The 16439-nt window shown below is 47.7% G+C and carries 15 protein-coding genes; 2 read left to right on the top strand and 13 right to left on the bottom strand.

From position 1 onward, the window contains the following. The first annotated feature begins 68 nt into the window (after nucleotides 1–68). Both OC538_RS09015 and OC538_RS09020 read left to right on the top strand, forming a co-directional pair. A complete protein-coding gene (locus OC538_RS09015; RefSeq protein ID WP_251693397.1) occupies nucleotides 69–1382 on the top strand; it encodes a short-chain fatty acid transporter in 1314 nt (437 codons plus the stop codon). Nucleotides 1383–1772: 390 nt separating this feature from the next. Beyond that, on the top strand, nucleotides 1773–2654 hold the full coding sequence (locus OC538_RS09020) for an SDR family oxidoreductase (protein WP_251693395.1): 882 nt from the start codon (nucleotides 1773–1775) through the stop codon (nucleotides 2652–2654). Between the two features lie 258 nt (nucleotides 2655–2912). Here OC538_RS09020 and OC538_RS09025 read toward each other — a convergent pair whose 3' ends face one another. The 13 genes from OC538_RS09025 to OC538_RS09080 form a co-directional block, all read right to left on the bottom strand. Then, complete coding sequence (locus OC538_RS09025; RefSeq protein ID WP_251693393.1) at nucleotides 2913–5114, bottom strand: YhgE/Pip domain-containing protein; 2202 nt, start codon at nucleotides 5112–5114, stop codon at nucleotides 2913–2915. Nucleotides 5115–5183: 69 nt separating this feature from the next. After that, entirely contained in the window at nucleotides 5184–5756 is a 573-nt protein-coding gene (locus tag OC538_RS09030) for a TetR/AcrR family transcriptional regulator (RefSeq protein ID WP_251695212.1), read from the bottom strand. 95 nt (nucleotides 5757–5851) lie between these two features. Then, on the bottom strand, nucleotides 5852–6118 hold the full coding sequence (locus OC538_RS09035) for a hypothetical protein (RefSeq protein WP_316044287.1): 267 nt from the start codon (nucleotides 6116–6118) through the stop codon (nucleotides 5852–5854). Nucleotides 6119–6133: 15 nt separating this feature from the next. Further along, nucleotides 6134–6520, bottom strand: coding sequence for an SHOCT-like domain-containing protein (locus OC538_RS09040; protein ID WP_251693388.1), 387 nt, complete (start codon nucleotides 6518–6520; stop codon nucleotides 6134–6136). Nucleotides 6521–6532: 12 nt separating this feature from the next. Next, on the bottom strand, nucleotides 6533–6898 hold the full coding sequence (locus OC538_RS09045) for a DUF2089 domain-containing protein (protein WP_251693386.1): 366 nt from the start codon (nucleotides 6896–6898) through the stop codon (nucleotides 6533–6535). A gap of 198 nt (nucleotides 6899–7096) precedes the next feature. Continuing rightward, nucleotides 7097–8929, bottom strand: coding sequence for a ribosomal protection-like ABC-F family protein (gene abc-f, locus OC538_RS09050; RefSeq protein WP_262174568.1), 1833 nt, complete (start codon nucleotides 8927–8929; stop codon nucleotides 7097–7099). Between the two features lie 115 nt (nucleotides 8930–9044). Then, nucleotides 9045–9167, bottom strand: a complete 123-nt coding sequence (locus OC538_RS17925) for an RAxF-45 family protein (RefSeq protein ID WP_316044289.1) — start codon at nucleotides 9165–9167, stop codon at nucleotides 9045–9047. A 70-nt stretch (nucleotides 9168–9237) separates the two neighbouring features. Further along, nucleotides 9238–10482 (bottom strand): serpin family protein, encoded by a 1245-nt coding sequence (locus OC538_RS09055; protein ID WP_251693382.1) that lies wholly within the window; start codon nucleotides 10480–10482, stop codon nucleotides 9238–9240. 96 nt (nucleotides 10483–10578) lie between these two features. Then, a complete protein-coding gene (locus OC538_RS09060; protein WP_251693379.1) occupies nucleotides 10579–11136 on the bottom strand; it encodes a lysophospholipid acyltransferase family protein in 558 nt (185 codons plus the stop codon). Between the two features lie 220 nt (nucleotides 11137–11356). Continuing rightward, the gene (locus OC538_RS09065; protein ID WP_251693378.1) at nucleotides 11357–12547 is read right to left on the bottom strand and encodes an acyl-CoA dehydrogenase family protein; all 1191 of its coding nucleotides are present in this window, start codon (nucleotides 12545–12547) and stop codon (nucleotides 11357–11359) included. 28 nt (nucleotides 12548–12575) lie between these two features. Then, the gene (locus OC538_RS09070; RefSeq protein WP_251693376.1) at nucleotides 12576–13742 is read right to left on the bottom strand and encodes a saccharopine dehydrogenase family protein; all 1167 of its coding nucleotides are present in this window, start codon (nucleotides 13740–13742) and stop codon (nucleotides 12576–12578) included. 34 nt (nucleotides 13743–13776) lie between these two features. Further along, complete coding sequence (locus tag OC538_RS09075; protein WP_251693374.1) at nucleotides 13777–15255, bottom strand: aldehyde dehydrogenase family protein; 1479 nt, start codon at nucleotides 15253–15255, stop codon at nucleotides 13777–13779. Nucleotides 15256–15392: 137 nt separating this feature from the next. Further along, nucleotides 15393–16430, bottom strand: a complete 1038-nt coding sequence (locus OC538_RS09080; RefSeq protein WP_262174577.1) for a YecA family protein — start codon at nucleotides 16428–16430, stop codon at nucleotides 15393–15395. Nucleotides 16431–16439: the final 9 nt, after the last annotated feature.

Raw genomic sequence — 16439 nt, forward strand, 5'->3', positions numbered from 1 at the left:
TTTTTGTGGTTCCATTCGAATATGGTAGTCTTATAGAGTGGGTAAAATAACATAGGGGGTATAGGGGAATGAAAACACTTACAAGATGGTCGAATAGGATCATGGAAAGATACTTGCCTGATCCATACATATTCGTTGCCATTCTGACACTGCTTGTCTTTTTGCTCGGTGTTGGACTGACGGATTCGGGTCCGCTCGAGATGACTGTCCACTGGGGGAATGGTTTCTGGGGGCTTCTCGCATTTACAATGCAGATGGTCATCGTATTAGTTGCGGGACATGTATTGGCAAGCAGTCCTTTTTTCAAGAAGATATTGAGTTCATTGGCAGGATTGGCGAAGTCGCCTGGTACAGCGATTCTACTCGTGACCGTCGTATCGCTCATCGCTTGTTGGATCAACTGGGGATTCGGTCTCGTCATCGGGGCGTTGTTCGCTAAGGAAATCGCCAAAAAAGTGACGACTGTCGATTACCGGCTATTGATTGCAAGCGCTTACTCCGGTTTCATCATCTGGCATGGAGGGCTTGGCGGATCGATTCCATTGTCCATCGCGACGGAGGATCATCCGTACGCCAACATGATGGGTGTCGTTCCAACGTCCGAAACGATTTTTTCAACGTATAATCTATTCATTATCGCAGTTCTATTCATAACTTTACCGTTGTTAAACCGTTTCATGATGCCAAAACCGGAGGATACGGTCAGCGTCGATCCAAAATTGTTGGAAGAGGAAATCGAAGTGGAAGAAGCAGAGGAAAAAACGCCTGCTGCGCGGCTTGAAAATAGTGTGATCCTTTCCATGCTGATCGGTGCATTAGGTGTCGTCTATCTTGTACAGCACTTTGTCACTAAAGGTTTCGACTTGAACCTGAATATCGTCAATCTGATTTTCTTTATTCTCGGCATCATTTTCCACGGCACGCCAAAACGTTTTCTTGCAGCAGTTGCAAATGCAGTCAAAACGTCAGGTGGAATTATCATCCAGTTCCCGTTCTACGCAGGGATCATGGGCATGATGGTAGATTCAGAACTAGCGAAAGTCATGTCGCAATGGTTTGTCAGCATTTCAACCGAAGCGACCTTCCCGCTCTTCACATTTTATGCGGCGGGACTCGTTAACTTCTTCGTACCGTCAGGCGGAGGACAATGGGCTGTACAAGCGCCGGTCATGCTTGATGCGGCTCAAACGCTTGGCGTCAGCTACTCGAAGACTGCGATGGCCATCGCATGGGGCGATGCATGGACGAATATGATCCAGCCGTTCTGGGCATTGCCTGCACTTGCGATTGCAGGATTGCGCGCGAAGGACATTATGGGCTATTGTGTGTTCGTCTTGTTGTTGAGTGGTATTGTCGTGAGTATCGGGCTTTATTTCTTTTAAGTAAACATGCAGCATCCGGAGCGCCAATACGGCGGCTTCGGATGTTTTTCATTTTGAATAAATACCGTTGTTTCACTCCAACTTACCATGGAGTTCTCGTTCTCACATGAAAAGTTCTCGTTTATGCGACAAGAGTTCTCATCCTACCTCGGAAAGTTCTCGTTCTCATACGAAGAGTTCTCGAATGCCGGGAGATTAGCCTCTCCCCGCATTTTATTTATTCTCCCAATACTTCTATACAAGTTACAAACGCACGTTTCAAGTCTTCATGCGACCACCTTGGGACGCGGCCGTGGATCCGGTATCCTCCGATTTCTCCCCCGCCACGTTTATCAGTCCCCACACAGGGAATATCTCAAATAGATGATTTTTCTAAGGAGGAATAAATGAATGCCTGAAGACAAATACGAACAAAAAGATGAGCAAGTGACACCTCAAACACAAAATCAGCAGCCTGGAATTGAAGCGGAGATGGACCCGCTTCCTATCTATGACGATGAAAATTATAAAGGCTCGGGCAAGTTGAAAGGGAAAAACGCTTTGATCACCGGAGGAGACAGCGGAATTGGTCGGGCCGTCGCAGTCGCATTCGCGAAGGAAGGAGCGAATGTGGCGATCGCCTATTTGGACGAGACCGAGGACGTCGATGCGAATAAAACCGTCGAGCTCATTGAACAATATGGCGGCAAAGCAAAGAAAATTCGTGTCGATATTAGTGAAGAGGAAAATTGCGAGCAGCTGGTCAACGATGTCATCAAGGAATTCGGCAGCTTGAATATTCTCGTCAACAATGCTGGAAAGCAGTTTCCGCAGGACGATATCTCCCAAATTTCTGGCGATCAGCTACGCGAAACGTTCGACACCAATTTCTTCGGACTGTTTTATTTATCAAAAGCGGCGCTGGCCCATATGAAGGAAGGCGATTGCATCATTAACACCTCTTCCGTAACAGCTTATAACGGCTCGCCGGGATTGATCGATTATTCAGCAACGAAAGGCGCCATCACGTCATTCACACGCTCCCTCGCCTTGAATTTGGCTACGAAAGGAATCCGCGTCAATGCCGTGGCACCTGGCCCGATCTGGACGCCATTGATTCCTGCAACATTCGACGCGCAAAAAGTCGAGCAGCACGGAGCGGACACACCTTTGAAACGCCGCGGACAGCCGGCTGAAAATGCACCGGCCTATGTTTTCCTCGCGTCAAACGATTCAAGCTATATGACTGGGCAGACGATTCACGTTGATGGTGGAGATTATGTAGGTTCTTAATCTTTTAGGGTGTTGCTCTTTGGGCGTGGAACGCTGCTCTTTGGGCGCGGCATGCTATTCTTTGGGCGCGGAACGCTGCTCTTTGGGCGCGGCATGCCGCTCTTTGGGCGCGGAACGCTGCTCTTTGGGCGCGGCATGCTGCTCTTTGGGCGCGGAACGCTGCTCTTTGGGCGCGGTAACCCCCACTCTGGACACGAGCATAGTACCACTAACTATAAAAAAGCGATTTGCAGACCACAATCCGCAAATCGCTTTTTCTTATGCCTCTACAGCTTCTCTTGAATACCGTTTTTTGAAGATCAATGCAAAATAGCCGAACGTAATCGCGAGGCACGCGACCATGAAGCCGATTAGCACACCGTTGCTAGCCCATAGATGCGCCATGTCCCCAGTGGAGATCGCCGCCTTGAAAGCTTGGACGGAATACGTCATCGGCAGCAACGTATTGAACACTTGAAGAGGTTCAGGAATTAATTCCAACGGGAACGTCCCTGCACTCGTCGTCAATTGCAAAATCAAGATGAGAATTGCCATGAACCTCCCCGGATCGCCAAACAGCGACACTAGCATCTGCACAATCGCGATGAATGTGTAGCTCGTAATGATTGCTGCCAAAATGAACAACGGTAAATTGACCGTTTCCATTCCAAGCGCACCTTTTATGATTCCGACCGCAACTAATGCTTGTAGGAGTCCGACAATCGCCAAAACGGAAACTTTGCTCGCCATCCATCCGAATGCGCCTGTCGGTTTGATCGCTGGTTCGACGAGCGGGAAGACGATTGATAACAGTAATGCCCCCACGAATAATCCAAGTGAAAGGAAGTAAGGTGCAAATCCAGTACCGTAGTTCGGCACTTCATTGATGCCCTCTTTCTCAACATCCACCGGAGATGCGGCCATTTCATACGTCTTCTCATTCGGATTCACTTCGCTTGCAGCCGCATTCGCCTCCGCAAGCTTCTCTTGCAACGTCAGCGTACCTTCGTCCAACTCTTTCATGCCGTCCGACAACTTCGCAGAGCCATCCGCAAGCTCCTTCGATTTAGAAGCCAACGTGCTGGTTCCTTCTTTCAATGTACCCGTTCCGGCATTCAGCTCACTCAAGCCGGACGCCAAATCGGTTGAACCTATTTGCGCTTTCGCGACACCTTCCGATAGTTGGTCAATACCGGATGCCAATGCCCCGTTCCCTTGCGCAAGAGCGGAAACCCCCTCCGACAATGCAGAAGACGATTCGTTCAATTTATCCAATCCCGCGAACGCCTGCTTATGGCCTTCGCGCAATTGACCGGCCGCGCCGTTCAACTGGGCAGCTCCATCGCTGAGCGCAGCGGTTCCTGATGTGAGCTCGGACATGCCGCCTGCCAGTTCAGCACTTCCTTGTTGCAGCTGACCCAGTGCCGACTTCAAACCTGCCTGTTGGTCCTCCGGCAATGATGCTAATACTGGCGCTAGTTTTTCCGACAAATCATTGATGCCAGCATTCACGTTTTTCGAGGCTTCCGCAAGTTTCTGCGCAGATCCATTCAACGCAGCTGTTTTATCATTGATTGTCCCGACAACCTGTCCGAACTCTGCTTCCTTTAGCGCAATTTGCGCATAGCTATCCTTTAATTGCTGAACACCAGCAATATAGTCGGCAATACCGCCTTGTAAATCGGTTGCACCTTCAGTTGCCTGAGCCGCTCCCTTTTGAAGATCCACAACACCCGCAGAGAGCGCGCCGATCCCTTTATTCAAATCCGCAGCGCCTTTCGCGGCATCAGCAGTCCCTTTCGCCAGACGGTCCGAGCCATCCATCAATGTAATGGTGCTCGACGCCAACGTTTCCAAATACCCTTTCAGATCATCCGCACCTTTCGCAAGCTCGCTTGCACCGTCATGCAATTCACCTGCGCCGTCCGCAGCTTCGCCAAATCCGTTGCCGCTTTTCTTGATGGAATCAAACAGCTGCTCCGCATATGTTGATGCAACTTTATCATTCACTTCCGCCCGGATCCGCTCCATCGCCGTCTCCCCGATCTGGGCAGACAAGAAGTTGAAGCCCTCATTCGGCTTGTACACAATCGTCAACTTCTCAGGGTGCTCATCCAGCAATGTCGTTGCGTGCTGCGAGAAGTTCTCCGGTATTTCAATCGCGATATAGTAGTCCTGGTTTTTCAGGCCTTTCTCCGCGTCCGCCTTGGAAACCTCTTGGATGTTAAAATTATTTCCTTCCATCAGCTTGTCGACCAATTCATCGCCTAGTGCAAGCTGGTTCCCTTCCAACTCTGCGCCTTTGTCCAAATTCACGATCGCCACCGGCAATGCGTTCATATTGGCATACGGATCCCAAAACGCCCATAAGAACATGCCTGCATATAAAACCGGAATGAAAAGGATGGCGATCATCGGTACAAGCACTTTCCTTGTACGGAGAAGCTGTTTCCATTCCGCGAATATCATTGATTTTTTCATTCGTAATTCCTCCGTTTGTACTAATTGACCAAAACCCTCATTCGGTCAATCGTGAATAAAAAAAGAGTCTCAAGCTAAGAGACTTGTAAAAATGGTGCTGCGCAATAATCCTGCGATCCGCTCTTCGGACAGCTCTTCATTCTCATGGGTTTTGCCCCAATCGACGACAAGCGCCATATATGATTTGAACAGAAGGTATGCAACAAGCTCACTGTCGCAAGGCTTCAATTCGCCTTTATCGACAGCAAGTTCAATTTTCGCTCGTATATAAGAGACGATTTCATTTTCAATATCGGCGAGTACTTCAATGACTGCCGGTGTGCGCAGTTCTTTTCCTTCATCGACCAATTTGGCATACAATTGGTGCGTCTCCCGGAATTTCAGCATTTGCATGAGCCGGGCATGGGCATTCTGCTCGAAGGAAGCACCTTCGACTGTTGCCGCATCTGATGCCACCCGCATCTCTTCGACCATTTGCAGGACAATTGCGTTAAACAGTTCTTCTTTGTTCGCGAAAAATGTATAAATCGTCCCTTTACCTACATTCGCTATTTTGGCGACTTGGTCCATCGTCGTCGCTTTAAAGCCGAACAGCGAAAACGACTTGGCGGCTGCCTCAAGGATTTCTTGCCTGCGATCCATTTCTCCACCCCGCTTTATTGACCATAAATCAATTCCGGTCATCCGGTCATTATAATACTCCTATGTACAACGAATTGCAACAAAAAAAGAAGTTATCATAGTTTCACGATAACTTCTGTGCCGTCTTTCGCCTTGACGTTCACTAATCCCAGTCCCCGATGTTTTTTCAATTCAGCAACAATGCCCCTTAATTCCCTCTTATCTATCTGGGGAATTTCAAACACATTTTCCTTGTCTTCAGATTGCTCCCTTATCCATTTGTTAATGAGTTTTTGAAGGCGTTTAGAAGACATGATCATTATGCCGAGTGTCAGGAACGCATACGGGATTGGGATGAATAACCGGACCTTATCCGTTTTCACCTTGACTCTCATCATTTATTCGATGAACACGGAAACTGTATCCCCGTCTGCCGACTTGACGTCAACAATTTGTCCGTCCAGTTCATTCTCAATCGCTTCAATGAGTACATCAATATCAATGTCTTTCACGTATTTCTCAGACTGTGGAATGTTTCCCGCAATGTTATGGCCTGCCTTCAGCAGAACTTTGATTAGCTTGATTGGCAGATTGACAGAAACATTGTCGTTATCGGCCGATACGACCCGGATTTTCAATGTCTTATCCGAATATGCAGTCCGCTTGGATGACGGCCCAGTCCCGGAATCCCTGTTTTTCAACACTTCAATAAGCTCAGATGCCTTCTCTGCATCGACTTTCCCCTCTTGCACCATCGTCAACACTTTCTCAATTTCCGTTTTCACAATGAATTCCCCCTATTCATCTTTTAACAGTTTTATTGCTTCTTCCGGAGTGATTTCTCCGCTCTCCAACATGGCGACTACTTTTTTCTCGTCCACCTCGCTCTTCTTCTTTATCTCATATCCGAGTGAACTGACGACTTCGTTAAGTTTGCCGCGGACAGTCGGATACGAAATTCCAAGTTCCTTTTCTACTTCTTTAATATTCCCCCTGCACGCCAAAAACACTTCAACGAAATGGAGCTGTTCCCCCGACAATGCCGCCAACTTTGACAGCTCAAACTCATTTTCGATGGTCGTATGGCATCGGTTGCAATGCAGCTTCGTGACTTTCAGCGTTTCATCGCAGACTGGGCAATGACTAATAACGGGATATGCCATAATTATCTGAATTCCCCTTTCGTAAATCCATCATATCCCATTCATTTTGAAATGGCAAGCGAAATATCAATAATTTTAATTACCATATTAACAATATTAATTACCAACTTAATAATATTCATTTATCTAAGTTGTTTTTTAAAATGAAAAGGTGAAAGGGTTTTGAACCTTTCACCTTTTGTATTGGTAAGACTTTATTTATGATCCATTTTCAAGTAACCATTGTTCATAATAGGCATCCAGTTTGTTCTGCAGTGAATTAATTTTCTCTGCAGTTACATTCCCTAATTTCAATCGCTCAATTTGGAGTTCCAGCGCAGTGATTTCTTCTTCCACGCTTGATCCCTGTTTCGGTTTCTTCAATTTGTCGACAGTCTTTTTCTTGGGCAGTTCAATGACTTTCAATTGTTGCCGCTCATGCCATTTCTGCCTCGCCCAATCGAAAGGACCTTCGAACATCATCATCGTTCCGTCATCAAGCCATGCCGTACGGGAAAATAATTTATTCAAGAAATAACGGTCATGCGAAACGGCGAGTAGTGTTCCTGGAAAATCCTCTAATGCGTCTTCGAGTACTTCACGCGACTCGATGTCCAAATGATTCGTCGGTTCGTCCAAAACGAGGAAGTTCACGTCCTGATGCATCAGCTGTGCAAGCCGCAGTCTCGTACGTTCGCCGCCACTCAAGTCTCCGATCCTTTTGAACACGTCCGGTCCGTAAAACATAAATTTCGCGAGTATATGCCGTGCTTCGCCTTCCTCTACGCCGACCTCTTTCCGAAAGACATCGAGCAGTCGGGCTTTCGGATTCTCGATGGCAAAATGTTGCGAGAGGAAGCCCACTTTCACACTGCTCCCCAGTTTGCATACTCCCTCGTCAGGAGCAAGTTCACCTAGAAGCATCTTCAAGACCGTCGATTTCCCGCTTCCATTCCTTCCGACAATCGCGGCACGGTCCTTCCAATATACTTGTAAGTCGGCGCCGCGCAATAATTCATTGGAACCGAAAGTTTTCGCAACGTCCTTCATGATGACGACTTCCTTGCCGCTTCTCGTCGCCGCTTCAAATGACAATGCCATTTTCCGCGGATCGATCAACGGCTTCCGAAGCTTCTCCATCCGTTCCAGCGCACGCTCCATATTCCTCGCTTGCCGATGCAATCCTGCATTCGGCGGATTCGCTTCATTCGCCCAAATCCGAAGCCGCTTGATCGCTTCTCTCATTTTCTTGATCTTCTTCTGCTGCTCCTCATAGTCTTGAAATTCCCGCAGGAGGCGCTCTTCTTTTTCCTGTACAAATGCACTGTAATTGCCGTAATACAGATGCAGCTCCCCATCTTCAAGGTCGGCAATCTTTGTCACGACGTTATCGAGGAAGTAGCGGTCATGAGAAATGATGACAACCGTACCCGTATAGTCCGTCAAATAGGCCTCCAGCCATTCCACTGCGAATAAATCCAGATGATTCGTCGGTTCATCGAGAAGCAGCAAGTCCGGTTGGGAAAGCAGTATTTTCCCTAACATGATTTTAGTCTGTTCCCCGCCGCTCATCTCGGTGAAGTCCTGTTCGACAAACGACTGCAATTGAAGACCGTTGATAATCTTTTCGATTTCCGAATCCATTGCGTAGCCGTCACGCCGGACAAACTCATCCTGTAATTGACCGTATCGAAGAAGCAGACGCTCCATGTCAACTGTGTCCGGGTTCGATAATTCCAATTCCATTTCGGACAACTGCTGTTGAATGGCTCGTAGTTCTTCGAATGCGCTATGGAGCACGTCATATCCGGTCATCGAATGTTCAAATGAAGGGATTTGCGATAAATACCCGATTTTGGATCCCTTCTTATAATGGATGCGTCCAGCATCTGGTTGTTCAATAGCCGCAATGAGTTTGAATAACGTTGTTTTCCCGCTTCCGTTACGTCCCACGACGCTTAGCTTGTCGCCTGTCTTGATGTCCAATGATAAATTTTCAAATATGGTGTTGCCACCTAACATTTTGCTAACTTGTCGGATTGTACAAATCATAATTTTCCGCTTCCTCTCTGATTTAACAGCTTAGGAAAGCACAAAAAAAGACTGCGCTTAGACGCAGCCTTCCCTAAAAATATTGCAAGGAATGATGTGCTAAACAGCTGTGTGATTACTGAAATTGTCTAAAAAAGGGCATACGTATCCCGTTAGGCGCAATTTCATGAGTAATCGCACATGAAGTGGCTAAGTATTCCAATAGACTTTCACGTGCATGCACAGTGTCCAACATCATTCCTCACCCCCGTCCGATTAATAGTAAGAATAGTTTAGCACGGATACTTCGTTTTCACAATTGAATCTTTCTATATTTCAGGATTTGCGATAAAACCCATGAACAAGATGATTCCTGTTTCCTCGTCCGTAATCGCAAGGAAAAATGGACGGTTCACATCCATAACGAAAGGAGCGTCCGGCGGTCCAGAAGCGACTTCCATCTGTATGCCAGTGACCGCGGCCGCTTCTGTTCCTTCTTCATTCACATCGATATATGTTTTTTGCTTTACTTTGCTAATAGCTAGGGAGACATCGCCTTCAACCATCTTACTGAAATCAGCCCTGTCGGTGAATGCATCTGCCATTCCGAGGGCTTCAAGTGCGCCATTCAGCTCCGTTTCGTATGCCATTTTGAACTTAGGAAGTAGAAGCGTTCCTCTCATGCTTCTGAAATTGGAGCTGAGTTCATCCCATTTATCAGCCGACAGCGTAGTTTTGATTTCATCGAAGTTTTTCTGCTCATTCGGAAGGACGATGGTCATGCTCATCTCTCCTTTACCATATGGGAGTTTGACCGCCTGAATTTCGTTGTCGACCAAATACATCAGTTTTTCTTCGAGCTTCATGAAAGGAATCTCTTTTTCTTCCTCATCCCCCAGTTGGAAATTCCGATTATCTGTATCCTTCTTATCGAATGGGTATTTCCAATCGCCTTTGAAATAAATAGCATTCAGCAACATGGCAACGAGATTTTCGTCTAATGGACCATCGACCATTTTATCGATTTTGTCATTCGTCGCCTTTTTCACCCAATCATTGATTTTCTTCGGCGATTCTGTGCTTGCGATATCGATTTCCTCTATTGCTGCATTAAAATAATCCTTCGTCCGCTGAGAAAACTCTTCTTGGAAATGATATTCTTCGTTAAGCCAAATGGAATTGGCGACTTGCAGTTGGATTTCCTTGGAATTCTTATTCAAGATTGTCATGAGGGATGCATTCGCTTTATTCACATCCATCGGATCTATCCCTTCCACTTGCATGGCGTCTGCGATTCCTTCCTTCGTTACACCGTCTGCACCGTTATAGACCATCGCTAGCGCCATCAATAGGCTCGTCGGGGAAATGAAGAGATTTCCGTTATCATCCGTTTCGATTTCCTTAAGTAATTTAAATCCTAACTCATTGTTTGAAGAAACAATCTTTCCATAATCTCCTTCACCAAATTCGACACCTTCCGCAATTTGAAGATTACCTTCATTCGACGTTCCACACCCGGCCATAGACAGCATAAGGCTCATTCCGACAAGAGAAGCGGTAATTTTCTGTTTCACATCATTCACCATCCTTGTACACGTAGACTTCTTGCAGATGGAAAAAGTTACATGACTGTAGCATAAACACACTCCCACTTCATTACTTCCGGTCAATCAATTGAGTTCACGTTCCAATCTCTCTGTATAAGTGCTGATTTCTTCCTTACTAGCATTTTCAATCATGAATGGATCGCCAATTGTAATCGTTGCCCTTCTGTTTTTCCATGCATCTTTTAGATTTGACGGACCTTCATATGTAACCGGCACAATCGGCACTTTCGCCAGAGCGGCAATCGTGATGGCTCCTCGTTTTACCGGTGCGTTCTCAGTCTTTCTCGTTCCGCTAGGAAATATCCCAACGACCTCTCCAGATTTCAGAAGTTTTACAGGTGTTTTAATGCTGCTCGGTGACGGATTTTCACGATCAACAGGAAAAGCTTTAATGCTCGTTAAGAATGAGGCAAACATCTTCCTTTTAAAAAGCTCCTTCTTCGCCATAAAGTGGATTGGGCGAGGCAATGAAATGCCAAGCGCAATAATTTCCAACCACCCTCGATGTGCACACGTAATTACATATCCCCCACTAGCAGGCAGCTTTTGTGTATTCTTCAATTCGATTTTGGCAATGAAGAAAAAAATGATCTTCGCCAATGCAGCTGTAAATTTATACATTTCATCCTCCGATTATTGTCAACGTATGGAACTTTAAACCGCAAAAGTGATCATAAATCACGAAACGCGCTCATAAAACACAAGAAGTGATCATAAATCACGAAACACGCTCATAAATCACGAAACATGCTCATAAAATGCGACTAATGCTCATAAACGGCGGGCAATCCGTAAAGAAACGCCAATAGCGCTGAGGCTCTTGGCGTTTTCCCCTACCTAATTAGTCAAACGGCCATTCCGGCAACATATGGCTCAACTTTTTATCTTCCCGATAACCCAATACATACTCCGCCTGCATTATTGTATGGATTTCGCGCGTCCCCTCATAAATGACCGGCGCTTTCGAGTTGCGTAGGAAGCGGGCGACTGGGTATTCATCCGAATAACCGTAGGCGCCGTGGATTTGGAAGGCGTCGTCTGCTGCTTTATTCGCGAAATCGCACGCTTGCCATTTCGCCAGGGACGTTTCACGTGTGTTGCGCAATCCTTTATTCTTCAATTCACCTGCACGGTAGACGAGGAGGCGGCTCATTTGGTAGCCCGCTTCCATATTGGCAAGCATTTGCTGGACGAGCTGGTGCTTGCCGATCGGTTTGCCGAAGGTTTCGCGTTCGTGGCAGTACTTCACACTTTCCTCGAGGCAGCCCATGATCAAACCGACTGCGCCCGCCGCCACCGTGAAGCGTCCGTTGTCGAGTGCGGACATCGCAATTTTGAACCCTTCGCCTTCTTTGCCTAACAAGTTCGCAGCCGGGATGCGCATATCTTCGAAGAACAATTCTCCCGTATTGCCTGCCCGGATGCCGTATTTCCCTTTAATGGCCTTCGATGAAAAGCCCGGCGTCGTACGCTCGACGATGAATGCGCTGATGCCATGATGCTTCTTCGACTTATCCGTGTAAGCGAAGACAAGGAAATGGTCCGCGACATCACACAAAGAAATCCATGTCTTTTGTCCATTGATGACATATCCATCCCCATCGCGCACCGCAGTCGTTGCCATCGCCGCAACATCCGAACCAGCACCTGGTTCCGTCAATCCGAACGCACCGATTTTCTCACCCTTCGCTTGCGGAATCAGAAATTCGCGCTTCTGTTCTTCCGTTCCCCATTGCATGAGCGTCATGGAATTCAAGCCTATATGGACGGAAACCGCTGTCCGGAACGCTGTATCCCCGCGCTCCAACTCTTCACATAAAATAGCGAGAGAATTATAGTCCATCCCGCTCCCGCCATATTGTTCAGGAACACACACACCCATGAATCCTAAGTCCGCGAGCTTCTTCCAAATGGCCGGATCGAATCCGCCCTCCGCATCCCATCGCTGGATATGCGGCATGATTTCTTCATCTACGAATTGACGCGCCGTCTTGCGCAACATTTGCTGTTCTTCCGTAAACCCAAAATCCAATTCCCACAACCCCTTCCCCGCTCATCGTTTACACATGCGCCTCTTGCGTTCTTACCGTTTCCTCAATGACGACACCGCGTTTTTTCATCTCTTCAATGTATTCAGCGCCCGGAATAATAGTTTCTGGCGGATGGACGCCGCGTTTCGTAATCGTCCCGTTCCCGATCATTTGAGCAACGATTGAAATCGTATTCGCAGTCGCACGGGCCATCGCTGTTTCATTTACCGTCAAATCCTTTTTCGTCACCATGTTATACTCATACGTCGCCGGCATCCCGTGCGCTTCGCCACTCACAATGACTCGCAGCAGGACGGCATCGGATTTATCGCCCAATCGCAATTGCGGAGAAAGCTGTTCACGCATGACGTCCCGGACTTTCACTTGCTTATCCCCGACCTTCACTTCGTTGTCGCGTGACAATAAACCAAGGTCGACAAGCAATTGGAACTTTTCGGCATGACCTTTATAGCGGATTGTCTTATACTCCAGCGTCTGTACTTCCGGGAACGTTTTCGTGAGCGTTGACGTGCCGCCGGACGTATGGAACGCCTCCATTTCACCGAATTCATCGAAATGGATTGTTTCCACTTCTGATAATGAAGGGACTTCTAGGAGTTGGCCATTGCGGATGACGTGGGACGGATCTGTATAATGATCGAAAACGCCCTCGAGTGAAAACACGACGTTGTAATTAAGCGGAGGCTCCGGCTTTACTGGAATTCCCCCTACATAAAGCTTGATGCTTTCCACTTTGTCGAGCTTGCCCGCGCCGTAGCCCGTCAAGATATTGATCATTCCTGGTGCCACCCCTAAATCCGGAATGATCGTAACCCCTTTCGCCGCAGCTTTTTCCGCCAATCCCAGCACAGCATCCGTCGCACCGCCGATATGTCCGCCGAGATCGATGGAATGGACCCCTATTTCCACTGCGATCCGCGCGACCTTCTCATTGAACGTGTAGAACAGCGCATTGATGACGACATCCCCAAGCGCCATCACTTCCTGCAATTGAAGATCATTTGTCGCATCGAGCTGCAAAAGGTCCAGTTTGTCGGACATGAGCTGCTCCGCGAAATCTTCCGCCGACCTCAGATTCAAGTCGGCCAAATACACTTTCGTCACTTCATCGCTTTTCACAAGATCCCGAACTGCCTCTTTCCCCATTAAGCCCGCGCCTAATACAACCACTTTCATCTGAACATCCCCTTCATTCCGAAATTACTTCACTTTACTCCGTGTCGATTTGTGCCCGTTGCAGTTTTCCGCTGAAGTCGACGTAAATGCTCTTCCACTCCGTGAACACATCAAGCGCCGCGACGCCGGAATCCCGGTGGCCATTGCCTGTTCCCTTCGTACCTCCGAATGGAAGATGGATTTCCGCTCCCGTCGTTCCTGCATTGACGTAGACAATTCCTGTGTCAAGATCCCGTTGAGCCCGGAATACTTTATTCACATCCCGCGAAAAGATGGAACTTGACAAGCCATAAACGACGCTGTTGTTCACTTCAATCGCTTCGTCGAGGCTTCCGACTTCAATTAGAGATACAACCGGGCCGAAGATTTCCTCCTGCGCTAAACGACTATCCCATTTCACGTCCGTGAACAATGTCGGTTCGAAATAATGTCCTTTCGCCAAGTCGCCATCCGTCAGCACACTTCCCCCAGCCAACAGTTTCGCGCCTTCTTCTTTTCCAATTTCAACATAGCTTTGAATTTTCTCCAATGCCTTTCTGTTGATGACCGGTCCAATTTTCACGGTCTCGTCCAAGCCATCCCCGATCGCCAGATGCTTCATCGATGCCAATAATTTCGTTTCCAACTCTTCCTTAACATCTTTATGCACGATGACCCGGCTGCATGCGGTACAGCGTTGGCCCGCCGTTCCGAACGCACTCCAAAGAATCCCTTCCACGGCTAGGTCGATATCTGCATCATCCATGACGATGACTGCGTTTTTTCCGCCCATTTCAAGTGACACTTTCTTTAAGTGGCGACCGCCTGTTTCCGCGACCTGGCGCCCTGTTTCGGTCGATCCCGTGAAGGAAATGACCCGGACATCGGGATGCTCGATCATCGCTGTTCCTACTTCAGATCCTGAGCCGAACACAATATTGGCGACTCCGGCAGGAATTCCGACCTCCTCGAAAATCTTCGCCATTTCATACGCCATCATCGGCGTTTCAGTAGCCGGCTTCCAAACAAATGTGTTCCCTGCAACCATTGCCGGGAATGACTTCCACGTTGCAATCGCCACCGGGAAGTTCCATGGCGTGATCAATCCGACGACCCCGATCGGTGCCCGGACGCTCATCGCGAATTTATCCTGCAGCTCGGACGGTACCGTTTCCCCAAACAGCCTGCGCCCTTCCCCGGCCATATAGAACGCCATGTCGATCCCTTCCTGCACTTCCCCGCGGCCTTCCTCGATGACTTTCCCCATTTCCTTCGTTAACACTTGCGCCAAATGCTCTTTTCGTTCCTTCATGAGATTTCCGATTGCATATAAGTAATCCGCCCGCTTCGGTGCAGGAACAAGCGCCCATTTTTTCTGCGCTTCCTTCGCCGCCTTCACAGCCAGATCTACGTCTTCACTTGTCGATAACCGTACTTGCGCCAACTCTTCCCCATTCGCCGGATTTGTGACAGCCGTATAGTTCGCTCCCCCGCTATCCTGCCAGGACCCTCCGATAAAGTTGTTCAATTGCATGTCTTCATTTCCCCTTTCCAACACGAACTTTTTTGAAACCGCTTACAGTCTATTTATTTCGACATTATCCTTTCAAATCCCTTCTTTTTGGAATGAAAAATAAAATCCCGTACAGGGCATCACCTGTACGGGATCATTCATTTTTGGAGCGCTTCCGCGATGTAGGACTTTAATGTTTCGACATTTTTCATCATGGCCGAAACGGATACGCCGAACAGTTTCGCAACGTCCGTCTGTGTAAATTCGGCATCTCCCAGTATCCCGGCTTCGTGAGCCGTTTTAAAGAGGGAGGCAGCGAGAACTTCCGGCTTCCGTATGATTGGTTCCTCTTGAAGGCAAAAAATCGCAAAGACGAGTTTCACCAAATTTTTCAAAGGTTCCTTTACGTTAAATTCACCCAGTTTCGCCAAAGCAATTTCCAACACTTCTAGTTGGGGTTCCGTCATGGATTTTTCAACTTCCGGTACTGCCAAGTCCTCGGAATGAGGCTCGTGTACACGCGATAGCAATAGTTTATAGACATCCATCATATGTTCATTATAGAAATCAATGTAGTCCGCGAATCCTTCAGATTCCGCCAATTCCATGACCTGCCGCTGGACGGAACCGGACTGATCAGCTACACGGTATAAGCCGTTGAGCAAATAAACATTCGCCGGAGGTTTCCGATCATCGTACAGGGCGATGCCGAATAAGATATCCCCTTCCCTTAATTCATTACTCGGGGACAACGGAAGTATGTACGTTTCATTATCCAAGATTTGATCAACGGTTACCGTTTCTTCGGAAATCCCGCTCACTTTGCCAAGCAAAACGACAGGATCATTCCAATGCTTCAGAAGCCGTCGGGTATCCGATCGTACTGTGCCACCCAACTCCTTCATCACATGACCTCTCCATAAGTCAAGCCGAGCAATGAACAAATAATACTCCCCTGTCACCTGTTCGATCTCTTTATTGCTGAAAAATCTGCCAAGACCAGAGCTCCATTCCCTCTCATAGCGGTCGTACTCTGCAAATTCAGCGGGGCTGATTGCGTTTTCAAAATAGCCGGAGACGATCCGCCTTAGCTCATCATCAACCAAATGCTCATTTGAAATCTCGGTCTTCAAAGAACAGCATCTTTTATATTTCTTTCCGCTTCCACACGGACAAGGAGCATTCCTTCCAATCATTCCGCTCAC

This window comes from Saccharococcus sp. Marseille-Q5394, from assembly GCF_946901335.1.
GTDB lineage: Bacteria > Bacillota > Bacilli > Bacillales_A > Planococcaceae > Sporosarcina > Sporosarcina luteola_C.